The organism is Psychrobacter sp. ANT_H56B (assembly GCF_008369245.1).
GTDB classification, from domain to species: Bacteria; Pseudomonadota; Gammaproteobacteria; order Pseudomonadales; family Moraxellaceae; genus Psychrobacter; species Psychrobacter cryohalolentis.
Map to the genome: position 1 here is coordinate 102,361 of NZ_VOBF01000009.1, position 18,525 is coordinate 120,885.

At 43.6% G+C, this 18,525-nt stretch carries 14 protein-coding genes; 7 read left to right on the forward strand and 7 right to left on the reverse strand.

From position 1 onward, the window contains the following. Nucleotides 1–12: 12 nt before the first annotated feature. Genes FQ082_RS10990 through FQ082_RS11000 form a run of 3 tightly spaced genes read right to left on the reverse strand, consistent with a single transcriptional unit; the run spans nt 13 to nt 2,410 of the window. On the reverse strand, nt 13–936 hold the full coding sequence (locus FQ082_RS10990; RefSeq protein WP_149493119.1) for a class II glutamine amidotransferase: 924 nt from the start codon (nt 934–936) through the stop codon (nt 13–15). Next, a complete protein-coding gene (locus tag FQ082_RS10995) occupies nt 937–1,197 on the reverse strand; it encodes a hypothetical protein (RefSeq protein ID WP_149409692.1) in 261 nt (86 codons plus the stop codon). Nucleotides 1,198–1,240: 43 nt separating this feature from the next. Beyond that, entirely contained in the window at nt 1,241–2,410 is a 1,170-nt protein-coding gene (locus FQ082_RS11000) for a homoserine kinase (protein WP_149493120.1), read from the reverse strand. A 188-nt stretch (nt 2,411–2,598) separates the two neighbouring features. Here FQ082_RS11000 and hisF point away from each other — a divergent pair, with 188 nt between their 5' ends. The 7 genes from hisF to glmS all read left to right on the forward strand — a co-directional run bounded on the left by hisF (nt 2,599) and on the right by glmS (nt 10,567). Then, nucleotides 2,599–3,381 carry an imidazole glycerol phosphate synthase subunit HisF gene (gene hisF, locus FQ082_RS11005; RefSeq protein WP_149493121.1) on the forward strand — a complete coding sequence of 261 codons (783 nt, stop codon included), beginning with the start codon at nt 2,599–2,601 and terminating at the stop codon, nt 3,379–3,381. Nucleotides 3,382–3,586: 205 nt separating this feature from the next. After that, nucleotides 3,587–4,108 (forward strand): 6,7-dimethyl-8-ribityllumazine synthase, encoded by a 522-nt coding sequence (gene ribE / locus FQ082_RS11010; RefSeq protein WP_011514697.1) that lies wholly within the window; start codon nt 3,587–3,589, stop codon nt 4,106–4,108. A 224-nt stretch (nt 4,109–4,332) separates the two neighbouring features. Further along, a complete protein-coding gene (gene nusB / locus FQ082_RS11015; protein ID WP_262498209.1) occupies nt 4,333–5,394 on the forward strand; it encodes a transcription antitermination factor NusB in 1,062 nt (353 codons plus the stop codon). A gap of 2 nt (nt 5,395–5,396) precedes the next feature. Next, nucleotides 5,397–6,431, forward strand: a complete 1,035-nt coding sequence (thiL, locus tag FQ082_RS11020; RefSeq protein WP_149493122.1) for a thiamine-phosphate kinase — start codon at nt 5,397–5,399, stop codon at nt 6,429–6,431. Nucleotides 6,432–6,434: 3 nt separating this feature from the next. Continuing rightward, nucleotides 6,435–7,013, forward strand: coding sequence for a phosphatidylglycerophosphatase A (locus tag FQ082_RS11025; protein ID WP_149493123.1), 579 nt, complete (start codon nt 6,435–6,437; stop codon nt 7,011–7,013). Nucleotides 7,014–7,196: 183 nt separating this feature from the next. After that, nucleotides 7,197–8,573: a bifunctional UDP-N-acetylglucosamine diphosphorylase/glucosamine-1-phosphate N-acetyltransferase GlmU gene (gene glmU / locus FQ082_RS11030; protein ID WP_149493124.1), complete on the forward strand. Its 1,377-nt coding sequence runs from the start codon at nt 7,197–7,199 to the stop codon at nt 8,571–8,573. A gap of 149 nt (nt 8,574–8,722) precedes the next feature. Then, entirely contained in the window at nt 8,723–10,567 is a 1,845-nt protein-coding gene (gene glmS, locus FQ082_RS11035) for a glutamine--fructose-6-phosphate transaminase (isomerizing) (protein WP_149493125.1), read from the forward strand. A 247-nt stretch (nt 10,568–10,814) separates the two neighbouring features. Here the strand turns inward: glmS and FQ082_RS11040 are convergent, their stop codons facing one another. From FQ082_RS11040 to FQ082_RS11055, 4 genes are all read right to left on the reverse strand, one after another. Then, nucleotides 10,815–11,816: an NAD(P)-dependent alcohol dehydrogenase gene (locus FQ082_RS11040; RefSeq protein ID WP_149493126.1), complete on the reverse strand. Its 1,002-nt coding sequence runs from the start codon at nt 11,814–11,816 to the stop codon at nt 10,815–10,817. Nucleotides 11,817–12,185: 369 nt separating this feature from the next. Next, nucleotides 12,186–15,284 (reverse strand): efflux RND transporter permease subunit, encoded by a 3,099-nt coding sequence (locus FQ082_RS11045; RefSeq protein WP_149493127.1) that lies wholly within the window; start codon nt 15,282–15,284, stop codon nt 12,186–12,188. Next, nucleotides 15,281–16,636 carry an efflux RND transporter periplasmic adaptor subunit gene (locus FQ082_RS11050; protein ID WP_262498210.1) on the reverse strand — a complete coding sequence of 452 codons (1,356 nt, stop codon included), beginning with the start codon at nt 16,634–16,636 and terminating at the stop codon, nt 15,281–15,283. The genes FQ082_RS11045 and FQ082_RS11050 overlap by 4 nt, the downstream gene beginning before the upstream one ends. Nucleotides 16,637–17,034: 398 nt before the next feature. Further along, nucleotides 17,035–18,150 carry an OmpW/AlkL family protein gene (locus FQ082_RS11055; protein ID WP_149493128.1) on the reverse strand — a complete coding sequence of 372 codons (1,116 nt, stop codon included), beginning with the start codon at nt 18,148–18,150 and terminating at the stop codon, nt 17,035–17,037. Between the last annotated feature and the right edge of the window lie 375 nt (nt 18,151–18,525).

An 18,525-nucleotide genomic window follows, 5' to 3' on the forward strand; every position in this document is an offset into this window, starting at 1 on the left:
TATTCGCTAACCCTAAACACTCGCTCCAACCGCGCGTGCTACCGCAATTCCTTCCTCAACGGTCAAAAACTTACGCTGGCTTGGGCTGTCTTTATAAATGACATCACCATCTTGAAATATCAGGCATTCATTGACTGCCAACTGTTGCCATTTTTCATTTTCAGTCAATGGCACAGTCACTAAGATAGTCACTTTATCTTTATCAGTGGTCACATCACCAAAGTTAATCGCCAAATCATCATCTGCTAATTTCGCTTCACCAAATGGCGCTTTGCGCGTGAGATAAAACAGTAAACTGCCAGCATAAGCCAATTGCCATTGACCATTTGATATTAAGCAATTAAACAAACCGTTAGCGGATAAATAACGACATTGAGTCGTCAAAAAGTTAAACAGCGTTTTGTCATCCGGACGAGTTTTAAAGCTACTTTTCAGGCGATTGACCAGATAACAGAATGCCATTTCAGAATCAGTTGTACCGACTGGTTGGCAATGTGAGGCATTACCATTGTCTTGCAGGCGCTGGCAGCGTTTAATAAATTCGCTATTCATCTGTCCGTTGTGCGCAAATACCCACTGCTCACCCCAGACTTCACGGACAAAAGGATGGGTATTCGCCAAGCAATTCTGCCCTTGGGTGGCTTTACGAATATGTGCGATAACATTCATCGCTTTAATTGGATAATTATTAACCAAATCAGCAACGGGCGATAAATGGCTTGGGCGATTATCATGGAATAAGCGTAGACCAGTCGAGGCATTGTCCGACTTTTCACTATTAGAGCTGTCACTATTAGTGCATTCGCTACGCTCAAAAAATGCAATACCAAAACCATCCTCATGACTGTCTGTCATGCCGCCGCGACGACGGAAGCCTGCAAAGCTAAAACCAATATCGGTTGGCGTATTACAGTTCATACCTAAAAGTTGACACATTTATAGAGTACCGCCGTTATTGTCGTCTGTTTCAGGCAAGCTTGCCGCATCCTTATCAATACTATCCAAAATGCGTTTTGCATGCACCAAATCGGTATCTTGTACCCAAAGCACGATGCCAGAATTCATACCAGGCATCGCACTCAGCGGCTGTAGAGAAACAGTAATATCATTATTACGTAGCAAATTGGCATGTAACTCACCTTGGATATTGGTATCGTAGCGTGCCAGTTTGTGCCAGTTATCAACTTGATCGGTCATGAGGTCGCCTTTATATTTTTGATACAGGAATGCTCAAAAAAAATTATACTAATTGATCGAGCGTATATTCTTTAATAATAAAATCGCTGCTATTACCTAAACTATCACATGTTTGCTCAGCTTGCGTAATACTGCTGAACACACCGGCTATCGGCTTTTCGATCTTATTATCAATAGCTAAGAGCACAAATACCGTATTTTGTGCTTTTTCAACATGTGACCAATGATAAGCAGCTAGACGCTTCATCAAGTCAGGGTTTTTGACCATGATGTTATCACCGGTACGACCTTCGGTACGGTTATAATGAATGACGTTGAGACGTAATAGCCAAAAAATCACCGCAGCTTTTGCGAGCATCACTGGTAAGGCACGCTTTTCATCTTCACCGAGCATGCGTTTCGACTCATAGCCTTGCAAAAAAGCCGCCATTTTACTGCGGTCAAAGTTTACCGACTCGCCTTGTTCAGCCATACCCCAAGTAGTACAAAAGTCATTAATAGTAATGGCAATATCCATCACATAATGTTCAACGCTGACTTCGGTGAAATCTAATAACCCAGTCAGACGCGCTTCACCTTTTTGACTGTTATTTAAAGATAAGTTCCATAAAGTATTATCAGCAAACATGTCTAAATGACATAAGCCTTTTGGCAAAGTGGCAAGTGGCAAGTCCGTATAAGATTGCCAAATATCACTCATCAATTTAGCTTCGTCAGCTGGCATAAACTGCTTTTCACGGTCGCGTACATCGCTCCATGGGTATAATGGAACACCGTATTGTTCACTTGGCTGTAATGCTTGCAAAGTCTCATGTAGCATCGCTAAAGCGGTGCCGATTTCATGACACATCGCTTGCGTGATTTGCTCTGGATGCGAACCTGCTAGGCATGGCACTAAGGTAATCGCTTTATTGTCATAACGTATGACATAACATTTTTCTGCGCTATCAACCAATGATAACGGCGCCGCTACCGGCAATTTACCATCTAATTGGTTTAAGATAACCGCCATTTTTTCGATGTCTTCTGGTGGACGCTCTTCAAACAAGGTAAATACATAAGAGTGTGCACCATCTACATCATCAGTCGTCTGAATAAACCAGTTAGAGTTTTTGATACCTTGGGTAATCGGAATGGCACGGGCGAACGATACGCCAAAACGGTGGCAAAAATCGGCAAACTGGTCATCGGTTAACTGGGTATAGACGGACATAACATCTCACTTATGGCAATTAAATAAAGGTAAATAGGATAAATATAGACGGTGATAGCGACGATTGCACCGCTTATAAATAAACTTTGGCAAAAAGCACATTAATCTTGCGAAAACCTGCCTGAGATGGCAGTGATTTTGCTAGACTAGCGCTTATAGAATGAATTGATTATAAGGTGAAAGACCCTATGTTAGCAAAGCGTATCATCCCTTGTTTGGACGTTGATAATGGGCGCGTGGTCAAAGGCGTACAATTTGTCGATATTAAAGATGCAGGCGACCCTGTCGAAGTGGCGAAACGCTACAATGAACAAGGCGCCGATGAGATTACTTTTTTGGACATTACCGCAACCAATGACGAGCGTGACACCACTTATCATACGGTAGAACGTATGGCGGAAACGGTATTTGTGCCATTAACTGTCGGCGGCGGTGTGCGTAAAATTGCCGATATTCGTAATTTGCTCAATGCAGGCGCGGATAAAGTAGCGATTAACTCAGCGGCAGTATTTACCCCTGAGTTCGTCGGTGAAGCCTCGCAGAAATTCGGCAATCAATGTATCGTCGTTGCTATCGATGCCAAGCGCGTTGCTGATATTGAGGTTGATGGCATTATCATACCACGCTGGGAGATTTTTACCCACGGCGGTCGTAAGCCAACGGGCATTGATGCCGTCGCTTGGGCAAGCAAAATGGCTGAGCTTGGCGCTGGTGAATTATTGGTAACTTCTATGGATGGCGATGGCACCAAAAAAGGCTACGATTTGGCATTGATGAAGCAAATTACCAGTCGTGTAAATGTACCAGTTATCGCGTCAGGTGGCGTCGGTAATTTACAGCATTTAGCCGAAGGCGTATTAGAAGGCGGCGTCGATGCCGTCCTTGCTGCCAGTATTTTTCACTTTGGTGAGTATACCGTTCAAGAAGCCAAAGCATATATGGCAGCGCAAGGGATACAAATGCGTTTGTAAGACGTTGGTAAAATACAAATATAGCAGAAAAAAATGTTATCATAGCGCTAACTGCTTATTATCATTTGGTTTTCGTTCATTTTACTGCCTATTTATCTGCTCACTAGCCAATTAAATAAGCGATTTGAACCTAGCAATATATTTAGATTCCTAATACTTAGATTCTTATACTTCTATTAATAGCCTATTCGGCAAAGGATTTTTTATGTCAAATTTACAACAGCAACGCAATGACGTGACCCATATTGATGGCAATTTACATCAAAACGAGGACGTGCGTATCGGTATCGTCGTCGGTCGTTTTAATGGTTTTGTCGTTGAGTCATTGGTTGATGGTGCGATTGATGCATTGCTTCGTCATGGCGTATTGGGCAGTAATATCACTGTGATTCGTGTGCCGGGTGCTTTCGAGTTGCCATTGGTTGCACAGCGCGCTGCTGAGTCTGATCGCTTTGACGCTATCGTTGCTTTGGGTGCGATTATCCGTGGTAGCACGCCGCATTTTGACTTTGTCGCAAGCGAATCTGCTAAAGGTTTAAGCAGTGTTGCCATTGACTATAATATTCCAGTAGCAAACGGCGTATTGACTACTGACAGCATCGAGCAAGCGATTGAGCGTGCTGGTACTAAAGCTGGTAATAAAGGTTCAGAAGCAGCGATGGTTGTATTAGAAATGCTTGCCGTGTTATCACAGTTAGACATTGATGATGGCAGCGAAGACGCTTAATTGCACTCACTGTTAGCCGCATTTATGAGTATAAAATTATTATTTATTGTTTGAAACGGGGCTATGGTTATAACGATAGCCCTCAGCACTTTACAATAGCATTAATATTTTAAATGATTATCGAACATCCATCTCCAAGACTGACTAGCAACACTTGCTAGTCGACCACTATTTAACATTTTATTTTTAAACTTATTATCTCAAAAACTAGGTATAGACCCCTTATGACTGACCAACTCAAGCGCGCTATTAGCGCTGCACAAACCGCACAAGTTAATGACCAACAAGCTGAAGCCACGCGCATCGCGAGCAGCAGTGCGGGCGATCAAACCTTTGATATGAGTGAGTCTTCTTATAAGACCAGTCACACTGCTATCCGTAAGGCACGCCGCTTTGCTATGCAAGGTCTATATGAATGGCTGGTTACTGACCGCCGTTTTGATATCGATGGCAAGCTTGGTTGGAAAGCCAATGCCCCGCACGATATTGCTGCTCGTACACGCGCGACCAATGCCATGCATACTGTACATATTGGCTACTATCATGAAATGATGCGCGATATCCCAGAGCAGATTGATGCCTTAGATGCGCTTATTAGCCAGCATCTAGATCGTGAAATCAATAAACTCGATACGGTTGAACATGCCATTCTTTTGGTTGGCGCTTACGAGCTACAAAATCGTTTAGAAATTCCGTACAAAGTGGTACTTGATGAAGCGATGAAGCTAAACAATCACTTTGGTGCTACGGATGCACATAAACTGATTAATGCCGTCTTAGATAGAATGGCAGTTGAGCTACGTGCTGCCGAAGTAGACGCAGATAGTAAAGCCAATCTTCGCACGTCGCAAAAAGCGGCAGCTAAGCCTGTTACTAAAGCGGATAAAAACACAGATATCAATGCTAATAATAGTGATATCGAAGAAAAACCAACAGCATCAAATAAACCACGTATCAGTGCTAATAATGCCAGTGTTAAACGCAATAGTGTCAGTAAAGCTTTGGCAAATATTACTGATTACAAAGCCAGCAAGCAGAACGATACTCAAAATACGGTTGAAGAAATTATTGTTAAACCGACTAGCATCGAAACAGTCATCGTTGATAAAGCAGACGAGATTGTCGTTAGTGCCGAAAACATTGTCAATGATCAGCCAGTAGAAGAAAACATTGCTGCTAGCAATGACAAAGTTACAGCAGAGGTCGAATTACTTGACTCGAATAGCGTTGATTTTGATACAAAAAGTGCTGAATTAAATGATGCTGATGAAAAAAGCCAAGACTAGCCATGAATGAATTTGAGCTGATTGAGCGCATATTTTCACAGATGCAAGCCACGCAGTCATCATCTAACGCTGTCGAAAAGGGCATCGGTGATGATGCGGCTGTGATGGCATTGCCACAAGGCGCGCGCTTAGTCAGCTGTATTGACACACTCGTTCAAGGTCGTCACTTTAGTGCTGATTGGGAACAGGTGAATAAACTGGCATTTGCTATTGGTTATAAAGCGGTAGCCGTTAACGTCTCTGATATCGCGGCGATGGGTGCCACCCCGCATAGCATTTTACTGGCATTAGCATTACCTCAGCGCCTTGCTAATAGTCAGTGGCTGACTGAGTTTGCCAAAGGTTTATTTCATGCTTGCCAGTTATTTGGTGTGACCTTGATAGGCGGTGATACGACTCGTAATGATAGCTTAGTGTTAAGTATTAGTGCCCAAGGGCTGCTTGCCGCAGATACTCCAGCTGTCTATCGCTCAGGTGCGCAAGTCGGTGATAAAATTTATGTATCAGGTACACTGGGCGATGCTGCTTATGCCTTACAGCACCCTGATAATGCTATCGGCATTGAACTTGCGCATCGACTTCATATGCCAACCCCACGTATTAGCTTAGGTGCAGGACTAGCACAAATCGGTGCAACGTCAATGATAGATATCTCTGATGGTCTTTATCAAGATCTTGGTCATATCTGCGAGCAAAGCGGCATCGCTATGAGACTTAATTTGGAAGCTCTTCCTACCAGTAACCCTTTAGCTAGTATCGATGTATCTGAGCGGCTATTGTGTCAATTAACTGGTGGCGATGATTATGAGTTGGCTTTTACCTTACCTCCCCATATCGAGCCATCTTCTTGTACCGACGTTAATACGCCTGTGACTTACATTGGTAATGTGATTGCATTGGCGAGTGATAGAAATACAGATAATGCGGCGCATAAACGTCCTGAACTTTATTATCAAGATCAGCCAGTGACACCCACCCATCCCTCACCGTTTATTACTTGGCCCAATCTTACGGGTTACCAACATTTTGCAGGTTAACCCATGACCGATCACGACCTAGTTAAGCCCGATATCCGTAAAGCAAATGATTGCCCTCCTCTGCCAGTCAACGCCACTATGATTGACCGCGCAGTTTATTGGCTCGGTATCGGCTTGGGCAGTGGTATACCTCGCCGGGCGCCCGGCACTTGGGGTACGGTTGGCGGCTTAACTGTTGCAATACCGCTGCTAAGCTTAGGTTTTATACCATTTTTAATTATTACACTTTTATCTTGCATCATTGGTATCTGGATATGTGGTCGCACCTCAGATTTGATGGGCGGTCATGATGACCCACATATCGTCTGGGATGAGTGGGCAGGTATATGGATTACCTTATTGCCGTTGTCCTATATAGGTATTGCTGACGGTAATTTTTGGCACAATATCTCGCAACCTTTTTCTGTCGCTGCTCTGATCATGATCTTTATACTTTTTCGCTTTTTTGACATTATTAAGCCACCACCCATTGGATGGGCAGATAAGAAAGTCGCTGGCGGTCTAGGCATTATGTTAGATGACATTATTGCTGGCATTATGGCAGCGGCAGTTTGGGTCATTATTTATAATATAATCCTCTAATTTTACATTAGCAGCGCATTTATTTTATCTTGTAACCAGATAGTGATAACAAAACAACTTTCATCATTTAATATTGCTGTTAGCGATAGCTGAATTACAAAGAGGTCACGACATAGCGTTTTAGTTAAATGCCAATTTACGCTATAATCCCAAATTATATTTTGTTACATTTGTAGGGCTATTATGACATCTTCTCTTTCGGTAATTATCCTCGCTGCTGGTAAAGGCACGCGTATGCAGTCGGCCAAGCCAAAAGTGCTACAGACATTGGCTGGCAAGTCATTGCTAGGTCACGTGTTAGATACTTGCCATCAATTGACAGTTGATGACACCATCATTGTGCATGGTTTTGGTGGCGAGCAAGTACAAGATCACATTGACCAGCAATATGCGCATTTGCCCATTACTTGGGTCGCCCAAACTGAGCAGTTGGGCACGGGACATGCGGTCAAAGTGACTCTATCTGAGCTACCAAAAGATGGACAAAGCCTCATTCTTTACGGCGACGTGCCATTGGTTAGCTGTCAAACTTTAGCGACACTACAGGATGCCAATACTGACGGCATGTCTATGTTGACGCTAACCGTAGATAATCCATTTGGTCTTGGTCGTATTAAACGTGATAAAGATGGCAATATTGAAGCCATTATTGAGCAAAAAGACGCCAATAGCGATGAGCAGCAGATACAAGAAATTAATAGCGGTATTTACTGCGTCGATAATGCTTTATTGCATAAATTTTTGCCCAAACTATCAAATGACAATGCGCAGCAAGAATACTATTTGACCGATATTGTCAAAATGGCGGTTGCTGATGGCATCACTATTGCAGCCATTGAGCCTGAGCATACCTTTGAGATTGAAGGCGTGAATAACCGTCAACAACTTGCTAGCTTAGAGCGTACATGGCAAGGTAAACTTGTCGCCGACTTACAAGAAGCTGGCGTACAGTTCGCTGACCCTACTCGTGTCGATATTCGTGGCACCTTGAGCGCAGGTCAGGACGTGTTTGTCGATGTGGGTGTGGTATTTGAGGGTGATTGTGTCTTAGGTGATAATGTTTATATTGAAGCGGGCTGTGTCATTAAAAACGCCCAGATAGGCAACGCTTGTCATATAAAGCCTTATTGCGTGATTGATAGCGCTGAAGTTGGCGCAGGTGTAGATATTGGTCCTTTTGCGCATTTACGTCCTGAGACAATACTCTCTGACAACAGCAAAGTCGGTAATTTTGTCGAAATTAAAAAATCAACGATTGGTGATGGTAGCAAGGTTAATCATCTGAGCTATATTGGTGATGCCACTATTGGTACTGGTGTCAACGTTGGCGCTGGTGTGATTACTTGCAATTATGATGGTGTGAATAAATCACAAACCATCATTGAAGATAATGCCTTTATTGGCTCTAACTCAAGTCTAGTGGCGCCAGTGAAAATTGGTGATACCGCTACTGTGGCAGCTGGTTCAGTGATTACTAAAAACGTTGATGCTCATGCACTAGCCTTTGGTCGTGCTCGTCAAACACAGAAAAATGACTTTAAGCGTCCGACTAAAAAATAATGGCAGCGTTGACAGTTAGTTAAATAAAAATGGCTCTTAGCAATCTCAAGCAGTACGACAATGATTTGTGGTGCTGCTTATTTATATTTATAGATTAACCAGACATCGTCATACATAGAAATACTAATAATTAAATTTAAGGAATAGTTATGTGCGGAATAGTTGGAGCAGTGGCTGAGCGTAATATCGCCAATATCTTACTTGAGGGACTTAAGCGCCTAGAATACAGAGGCTATGATTCTGCTGGTCTGACTGTCATTCGTGATGGCGAGCTCCACCGTGAGCGCCAAGTGGGTAAAGTTCAGGCCTTAGTCGATGCCGTCGCAGTCAACCCAGAGTTTTTCGATGGTCATATTGGTATTGCGCATACACGCTGGGCAACGCATGGCGAACCGGCTCAGCGTAATGCCCATCCGCATGTTTCAGGCAAGATTGCTGTGGTACATAATGGTATCGTTGAAAACTACGCCGAGCTAAAAGAAGAATTAATGGCCAAAGGGTACGAGTTTACCTCGCAAACCGATACCGAAGTCGTCGCGCATCTTATTAACGATATCTATAAAGCAACGCCTGACTTATTAGAAGCCGTTCGCACTGTCACTCCTTTATTACATGGCGCATTTGCCCTTGGCGTTATCCATATTGATTGCCCAGAAGAGCTTATTACAGTACGTTTAGGCTCGCCTTTAGTGATTGGCGTCGGTATTGGCGAAAACTTTATCGCCTCCGATCAATTGGCACTTTTACCAGTGACCAATCGTTTTATGTATCTAGAGGAAGGCGATATTGCCCGATTAACGCGTAACAGTATTCAGGTTTACGCTGATGGTGTCGAGGTCACACGCCAAATCCATGAAATTGACGCAGCACAACACAATGCGGACAAGGGCGAATTTAAACATTATATGCTCAAAGAAATCTACGAGCAGCCAGATGCTGTCGCTCGTACTCTCGAGATGGCATTAGATAGCGATGAGTCAAATAAACTGCGTGATGATTTTCTGCAACGTCATGAAACGCAATTAAAAGGCATTAAGCACGTACAAGTGATCGCTTGTGGTACTAGCTATCATTCAGGTTTGGTCGCAAAATATTGGTTTGAGAGTCTTATTCGTGTGCCTTGCTCAGTGGAAGTTGCCAGTGAGTTCCGTTATCGCAATCCAGTCGTTATTGATAACTCTTTAGTGATTTGTATTTCTCAGTCGGGCGAGACTGCTGATACTTTATCTGCACTACGTGATATTCAAAAACAGTCTCCTATTGGACTGGTTAGTCTGGCATTGTGCAATGTGCCAACCTCATCATTGGTACGTGAAACGGATATCTTTTTACCAACGCTTGCCGGTCCCGAGATTGGCGTGGCATCTACCAAAGCCTTTACTACTCAGCTTGCAGCACTGATGTTATTGTTATTAAAGGTAGGTGTGACCCAACAGCGCATGACTGATGAAAATTTGAGCACGCTGCTTAGTCAACTGCAACAACTACCGGGTCAGCTCCATGCCAGCTTACACCTGGACGCGCCTATCAAGATCATGAGTGAGCATTTTGAATATAAGAAAAGCTGCTTATTCCTAGGTCGTGGTTTACAGTTCCCAATTGCTCTAGAAGGCGCATTAAAGTTAAAGGAAATCTCTTATATCCACGCTGAAGGCTATGCAGCAGGCGAGCTGAAGCACGGACCATTGGCATTAGTTGATAAAGACATGCCTATCGTGGTGCTAGCCCCGAAAGACAGTATGTTTGATAAGCTAAAAGCCAATATGCAAGAAGTACATGCTCGTCATGGTGAGTTGTTTGTCTTTGCGAGCGAATCCAGTCAAATGGTCGCAGCAGATAGATTGCACGTGGTGTATGTGCCAGATGTTTGCGAAACGCTTGCGCCGATTGTTTATAGCGTGCCAGTACAATTGCTGTCATATCATGTCGCAGTAATGCGCGGTACAGACGTCGATCAGCCACGTAACCTAGCAAAATCAGTTACAGTCGAATAATGTTTACTAATTTAACAATATTTATTGTCAGCGAGTAATAAAGTATCATCTTAGACAATTCATTCTATTGACTCAACTATTAGCCCTTGCTGTTGTTTAATACCACAGCAAGGGTTTTTTATGCGCTCAAAAAAAAGCAAAAATGGCTTAAAGAAAGTAGAGATACAATACAAAAAAATAGCGATACCCCGTCTTTCATTAAATGAGGTATAACTATATGACTATGCTTCGTGATCTTCAATGACTTTTAGTCTCTTTCTAATACCACTCTATAGCGAGCGTTACCACTCTCTAGGCGCTCAAATGCTTCATTGATCTCAGACATTTTGTACGTTTCAGTCACTGGCTGAATATTATGGCGAGCGGCAAAATCTAACATTTTTCGCAGGGTTGACGGTGATCCAACTGGTGAGCCTGACAGACTGTTTTGAGCCATAATCATTGGTGCAGCTGATATCTCTAATGGAGCTTCTAACAGTCCAACAAAGTGTAGCTTACCTTTTGGTCTCAAGGTCTTGATCACAACATCCCAGTTCATATCGACATTCACTGTTGATATGATTAAATCAAAAGAACCAGCTGCTTTTTCAATTTCACTATCCTCTCTTGAGTTTAATGAGTGATGAGCGCCCATCTCTTTTGCTTCTTCCATTTTTGATTCACTGGTAAATGCCGTCACTTCACAGCCCCACGCATTGGCAAACTGAAGCGCTAGATGACCTAAACCACCGATACCGATAACAGCGACTCTTGAGGTTGGCGTGATGTCGTACTGCATAAGCGGATTAAACACCGTAACGCCACCGCATAGCAATGGTCCTACCGCATTAAAATCAAGCCCTTCAGGTATCTTGATGACGCTAGTATCTTTTGCGCGTACTTTATCTGCAAAACCGCCGTGATTACCAATGATAGTACCTTCTTGCTCAGGGCATAGATTGTGGTCCCCACCGATACATAGATCACAAACGTTGCAATATCCTTTATGCCAGCCAAGTCCGACTTTATCGCCAAGCTCTAGGTGCTTGACATGCTTGCCCTTTGCGAGGACTTTTCCTGCGACTTCATGCCCACCTACAAACGGATATTGGGTCATTCCCCATTCGTTTTGCCACATCGATAGATCGCTATGGCAGATACCGCAGCTATGTACTTCGATTTCTACTTCATGATCCCCTAATGTGCCAGGATCATATTGATAAGGCACAAACTCGCCACCTTTTTCTTTTGCTGCATAGGCAATAATCATAGTTATTCCTTGTTTTCTAATATATATAGAAACTGGTTTATAGTTCTAGTAATGATCAAGACACGAATAGCATCAAAATATCGATACAAACCGTTTCTTTGATAAATTTAACTGAATCGACTATAACAAAGACTTGCTCAACTAAACCACTAAACTTACCAGTTTCAGACTAACGTCATACAAAGAACCATAATTAAAGCCCATTACCTTGGTAACCTGTCTCCCAATAACACACATTACGACTCTTTGACTTCATAATAGCTTGAATTAATCTAATAGCTAACATCTTACCCATAAAAAGCTCAAACTATACCTGAATATAGTTTGAGCTTTTTATGTCGCTTACTAACAGTAATACTGTTAAAGCTGCTACTTTTCCTCAGTCATTATATCTGGCTTACCATTTGGAGCAAGCCACTTACCAAACCATCCTGATAGGTCATCCATCAGCGTATAGACAACTGGAATGACGACCAAGCTTAATAAAGTTGAAGTGACCAAACCACCCAATACGGCGGCCGCCATCGGTCGACGGAACGTCGGATCGGCATCGCCCCAACCAAAGACCAATGGCAGCATGCCCGCACCCATCGCAATGGTAGTCATAATAATCGGACGCGCACGCTTACGACAAGCATCGATAATCGCCTCAAAACGTGCTAGACCGCGCCGCTGAGCAATCAGTGCATAATCGACCAAAAGAATAGAGTTTTTGGTCGCAATGCCCATCAACATAATAAAACCAATCATCGAGGGCATCGACAGGCTGCTATTGGTAATTACCAAGCCTACAAAGGCACCACCGATAGACAAGGGCAATGCCATGAGAATCGTAAATGGCTGCAAGATGCGTCCAAATAATAATATAAGTACGCCCAAAATACAGACCACGCCGACCGACATTGCAATCACAAAGCCGCTAAATAACTCGGCCATATTTTCTGCTTGTCCTTGATCAATAATAGTAATAGAGGCTGGCAGCTGTTGCATACTAGGTATACTCTTGACTGCTTGTACCAAATCACCAAGCTCACCATTGGCAGGCTGAACAGTAATACTAATCGCCCGCTCACGATCTAGGCGACTGATTTGCGCAGGTCCAGTACCAAAGTCGAGTGTCGCAACTTCGCCAACACGCACGCCTTGTCCTGCTGGTAGCGCACTTGGTACATATAAACCTTCGAGTTGGCTGACGTTTTGCTTAGCGATATCTGGCAAGCGCACGACAATTGGTATCTGCCGCGTATCTAAATTCAGCTTGGACAAACGTTGCTCATAGTCACCAACGGTTGCTACACGTAAGGTCGTGGCGATGTCTTGCGTCGTCACCCCTTTATCCGCCATTGCTAGCCTATTTGGCGTGACGGTCAACTCTTGGCGCGGTAGACTACGGTCACTGGTTACAGAACCTGCCGTCGGTAACAGACGAATCTCTGACATCATCTGCTGCACCGTTTGCTCAAGCAGTTGCGGGTCGGTGCTAGTCAAAGAAAAATTATAACCTGTCTCACCACCACTCGATAACCCGACCGTAAAGCGCGCACCGGGTACTTCTGCCAATATAGTACTCATCTTACGCTCAATCTCTTGCTTAGAGCCGCGCTCTGCTCTTGGCGCAAGTACAATATCTAGACCTGCTATATTTTCTGCCTTGCCACCGCTAGAGTTTGAGTCCATTGTCGCCTGCGCCTCACCTACCGACGTAAAGATATTGGTCACTTCAGGCATGGCTAAAATACGCTCACTTGCCAGCGCGGCAACTCGTTCCGTGTCCGCTAACGCCACATCGGGTGTCAGCTCAATCGCCACCCGTGTTTGGTCAATATCATTATCAGGTATAAAAGAGGTGGGTAATAATTTTACCAAAGCCAATGAAGCCACAAACAATACTAAGGTAGCACCCATCGTCATCCAGCGATGATCTAGCGTCCATGAGACAACTTTAAGATACCAATCCATCAGCGCGCTCTGCTTTTCAACGTGCTTTTTTTCTGGTTTCAATATATATGCTGCCATCATCGGTGTGATAAGGCGCGCGACCATTAGCGAGGCAAATATTGATAATGCCGCTGTCCAGCCGAACTGCCGGAAAAACTGACCAACGATACCGCCCATAAAGGCAGTCGGTAAAAATACGGCAATCAGAGTAAAGGTAGTGGCAACAACCGCCAAGCCAATCTCGTCTGCTGCTTCCATTGCCGCCTCATAAGGCGTCTTACCCATACGCAAATGACGAATGATATTTTCAACTTCTACAATGGCATCGTCGACCAGTACACCAATGACCAGCGACAATGCCAATAAGGAGATAATATTAAGACTAAAACCAAATAGATACATACCCAAAAAAGTAGGTATGACGGACAATGGCAATGCCACAGCAGCCACAAAAGTCGCGCGGATATTGCGCAAAAATAAGAACACCACGACTACAGCAAGCAAACCACCTTCTATCAGCATCCGTAATGACGCTTGATAATCTTCAGCGACTGGCGTTGCCCGATCATAAACCTTTTCAATACTAATATTGCCTACATCTGCTGACAGCTTGGCAAGCTCAGCGTCAACCAGCTCCATGACTTCTACTTCACTGGCACCACGCGAGCGCGTAATATTGAACGCAACCACCGTTTGCCCATCGAGCTTAGCAATAGAGCTTGGATCAGCCGCGCCATCCGTAATTTGTGCCATGCGTCCAAGCGCTTGCGTACCGCCAGTAGGGACGGCTATTTGTAAATTATTTAAATCGCTTGCACGCTCAACAGCACCAAGTACACGAATGGTCTGCGTGGTTTTGCCGACTTCGGCTTCACCGCCTGAGCTGTCTTGCTGAATACCGGTGATTTGATTGGATAATTGCGTGATAGAAAGCTTTAGACCACTCAAGGTAATAGGGTCAGCGGCAACCGTAATCTCACGCTGTAGACCGCCGATACGGCTGACAGTACTGACACCGGGTATATCAGATAAACGCTTGGTGACGGTATCATCGACAAACCAGGACAAGTCTTCTACATTCATGTTTTCAGCAGCGACAGAGTACGTGACGACTGGGAATCCTGATGTTGAGACTTTGGTAACGATAGGGTCATTGGCAGCGGCAGGCAAATCGCCACGTACCTCACCAACTGCTGAACGCACATCGTCAACCGCTTCTTGGATGTCTTTTTCTAAGACGAACTCAGCGACCATAGTAGCGGCGCCCGTCTGTAGCGTGGTACGAATGTGCTTGACGCCTTCAATACTGGTGAGCTTATTTTCCACCTTTTTTGCAATATCGTTTTCAAGCTGCGATGGTGCAGCGCCCGGTAAAGTAACCGTGACCACCACCGCTGGTAGGTCAATATCGGGAAACTGCTGTACCTTCATTTGCATAAAGCCATAGATACCGCCTAAGGTCAGCAGTACAAACAGCAAAATAGCCACTAATGGATTTTTAATCGAGTAGGCGGAAACATTTAAACTCATGAGTGCGCCTGCGTGTCTGTGCCACTAGCCTGATTAGCAGTTGCTTGACCATTAGCATTCGCTTGCTTGCCAGTTTGGCTGAGAGCATCAACGACACGTACCAAGTCACCATCATTTAAAAAGCTTCCCCCTTGCTTTACAAGTCGGCTCTCTGCAGGGAGTGGCTCTGTGAGCATAATACTATCGCCAAAGCGCTCACCAAGGGTCACACGTTGTTGTTTGATACGACCAATGTTGTGACCGTTTTTACCGTCTTTAGTACTGATATTGGTCACTAGCATCACATAGTCATAGCCGTCATTGCTGACAATGGCGCTATTAGGAACCGTTTGAGCGCTGCTATTACCCAATAAAAACTCGCCCGTTTGATACATGCCTGCTCGTACTTTTGCGTTAGCAGCGAGGCTAGCATAAATGGTAATTTGCCTATTATTATCAGCAGTTGGTGCAATGCGACTGACCTGCCCCATGACAGAAGCGCCGCCCGGCAGGCTAACTTGGACTGGTGTGCCAACATTAACCTCACCAATCAGCTTAGGATCGATATCCGCACGCCATTCCAAAATACCACCTTTGATAATAGTAAATAGTGGGTCTCCACCAGCAACCATACCAACTTCAGCCATTTTTTCACTAATAATACCGCTAACCGGTGCAACCACATTGGCATTATTGACACTCAAGCGCTGCGTACTCAGTCGAGCTTTAGATGCTTGTAGTGACGCCTGCGCTTGCAGTTTGGAAGTCCGATAGCGATCCGCTTCTTGTTTGCTAATGGCATCAATATCAATAAGTGGCAGGACGCGGGCGGCATCGGCAGTGGCATTGGCAAGCGTCGCTTCTGCTTCGGCAACATCTGCTTCTGCTTGCAAGACTTGCTGCTCCATCGCGTCGGTATCAAATACAGCCAGTATTTGACCAGCTTTAACACGCTGACCTTCTTCGACCAATATCCGTTCAATCGCTACGCCGTTTACTTTGGCACTGACATTAGCGACATCTTTAGCATTGATGGTTCCATCAGCACTGAGCGTATTACCAATATTATCTTGGCTGGGTAGCACTGTTTCAACCGATAATACAGCTTGCTCGATGCTAGCATCTTTTAGGTTAGCGCTATCGTTTTGCACACTGTTAGCAATGGGCGACTCATTGCTCGCTTCCTCATCATTGCCCCAGTACTTACCAACCAATACCCCAATAACGAGCACAATGGCCAATACTGGTAATAACCATAAAGGAAATTTTGATAATGGCTTATCTGATAAAGGCTTAGATGCTCGCGCATCAGATTGGCGGTATGGGGGTAGCTCAGATTCAACTGGCAGCTTGTTGTCTTCAACATCGCTCATGATAACTCTCTGTCAATACAGGCAATAATAAGGATATATAATATGAGGAAAATAATAGGTGAAAATAGGCTAGCATTACGTTAAACGAGCATCTTTATATGGTCAAAATGCTGTTTGTGACTACAATAGTTCGTAAATTTATTGAGCATAGCATATATTAAGTTGTCATCTGATTTATATATATAGTGTCTGAGCTTCGTAAGTTCCATACTGACTCAATATCGGCAGATGTAAAAACGCTCCAAGCGAACATATTAAAAGTGATAAGCAATACATACTGCTTATTAATGAATTTGACAGGATAGAGATTCTTTTTGTAGATCGTAAGACAAAACGCACATTCCTAAGAATGTGCGCTATGTTTATCCTACTATTCTGTAGTTACTATAAATCTTCTATTAGAAACGATAGCCGACGCCAAGGAAAGTAATATAAGGATCGATATCGAGGTGAGCTTTCGATCGAATCAACTCTTCATTCTTATCATTTTTAACGGTGATGGTCGTATCGCTGTCCAGTTTTGCATAAGACAATGACCCGACTCCAAACCATCTATCGTTGAAATCATAAGTAGCGCCAACAGTGACGATAGGTGCAAAAGCGCTTTCTGCCTCCACATCCACGTTCATCTCTCGATTGGATGGCACATTTTCTAGCGCAGCACCAGCTTGACCATCTTTGATATTCTGAATTTGATGTCCAGCTGCCTCTAAATCTTTACGAATACCATCATTTAGCTCAATACCGTTAAAATAGGCATACATGACCCCAGCACCGACATAAGGGCGAAACTTATTGACCCCAGATTTGCCAAACTGATATTGCAATCCCGCTGCCGGTAGCCATGCGCGAGCCCTAGATGCCACGCCATCACCTTGTTCTAAATCGGTTATAAGCTGTTCTTTTTTAATTTTAAATTTTGGTAGTGCATATTCTCCTATTCCACCAGCTGTAACCTCACCAGATATAGGTGCATACACTTTCCCTTTACCCATAATATCTACTTTAGGAGGAAATCCGGCTTTTACCTCAATTGACCAGTTATCATTTAGATAATAGTTAAATAGCGAACCAAAAGTATCAACATCAGCAGACTCAAGACCCGTACCTGGACTGCTGAAATTCTCTAAACCGCCAAGCTTAACTTGACCTGATACATCACCTAGGGTAGTTCTAGACAAATCAGTTTCTTCACCTCTAAAGCTTACTACCCCTATAGCAGTTAGGCCTGTATTTACTTTAACTTTAGTAAGCTCACTTTGATCAGGATCAATAACCTCTCTGACAGTTTTTATTTTAACACTGCCGTTTTTAGCGACAGTACCATCTTTAATGGCTGTCGTATTTTCTAGAGGATTGGCCGTGCCTTGCGGAGAGGCATGTAACCAGCCAGCAGAGACCGAAAAGCGTTTGAAGCTACCATCGGTTTTAAAATAATCGAATGCAGCAAACGCCGATTGGCTAAATAATAATGGTGTGGCGATAGCACAAACGAAGGTTAACGTCTTTTTCATGAAACATCCTTGTTAATAAATTCAGGTCGTTAATAAAAAGCATGAATGGCACAGTAGTCATTAGACAAAGCAGATAGATTGCCACTATGAAGTTAATCAAGTTCTCATCCTAACGTCCTGTTAGAATCGGTAAAACGACTAGAAATACGCATATTTTAACCATATATCATTATGCAAAACGCGATATTCTAGCAAACGCATGGAAAACACTTTGGCAATCCATTATCGTAAACTGCCACACAAATAATCATAGTTCAATAATAACTCATGAACACACAAGTCAATATTAGTTCATTAAAATCAGAATACAGTGCTAATTATTGGTTGTTAAATGATTTATAAAACCATAAAAAAGCCATTATTTTAGGAAAATAA

Excerpts from the sequence above, each read along its gene's own strand:
- FQ082_RS10990 (WP_149493119.1), bottom strand. The coding sequence starts at position 936 with ATGTGTCAACTTTTAGGTATGAACTGTAATACGCCAACCGATATTGGT.
- FQ082_RS10995 (WP_149409692.1), bottom strand. The coding sequence starts at position 1,197 with ATGACCGATCAAGTTGATAACTGGCACAAACTGGCACGCTACGATACC.
- FQ082_RS11000 (WP_149493120.1), bottom strand. The coding sequence starts at position 2,410 with ATGTCCGTCTATACCCAGTTAACCGATGACCAGTTTGCCGATTTTTGC.
- hisF (WP_149493121.1), top strand. The coding sequence starts at position 2,599 with ATGTTAGCAAAGCGTATCATCCCTTGTTTGGACGTTGATAATGGGCGC.
- ribE (WP_011514697.1), top strand. The coding sequence starts at position 3,587 with ATGTCAAATTTACAACAGCAACGCAATGACGTGACCCATATTGATGGC.
- nusB (WP_262498209.1), top strand. The coding sequence starts at position 4,333 with ATGACTGACCAACTCAAGCGCGCTATTAGCGCTGCACAAACCGCACAA.
- thiL (WP_149493122.1), top strand. The coding sequence starts at position 5,397 with ATGAATGAATTTGAGCTGATTGAGCGCATATTTTCACAGATGCAAGCC.
- FQ082_RS11025 (WP_149493123.1), top strand. The coding sequence starts at position 6,435 with ATGACCGATCACGACCTAGTTAAGCCCGATATCCGTAAAGCAAATGAT.
- glmU (WP_149493124.1), top strand. The coding sequence starts at position 7,197 with ATGACATCTTCTCTTTCGGTAATTATCCTCGCTGCTGGTAAAGGCACG.
- glmS (WP_149493125.1), top strand. The coding sequence starts at position 8,723 with ATGTGCGGAATAGTTGGAGCAGTGGCTGAGCGTAATATCGCCAATATC.
- FQ082_RS11040 (WP_149493126.1), bottom strand. The coding sequence starts at position 11,816 with ATGATTATTGCCTATGCAGCAAAAGAAAAAGGTGGCGAGTTTGTGCCT.
- FQ082_RS11045 (WP_149493127.1), bottom strand. The coding sequence starts at position 15,284 with ATGAGTTTAAATGTTTCCGCCTACTCGATTAAAAATCCATTAGTGGCT.
- FQ082_RS11050 (WP_262498210.1), bottom strand. The coding sequence starts at position 16,636 with ATGAGCGATGTTGAAGACAACAAGCTGCCAGTTGAATCTGAGCTACCC.
- FQ082_RS11055 (WP_149493128.1), bottom strand. The coding sequence starts at position 18,150 with ATGAAAAAGACGTTAACCTTCGTTTGTGCTATCGCCACACCATTATTA.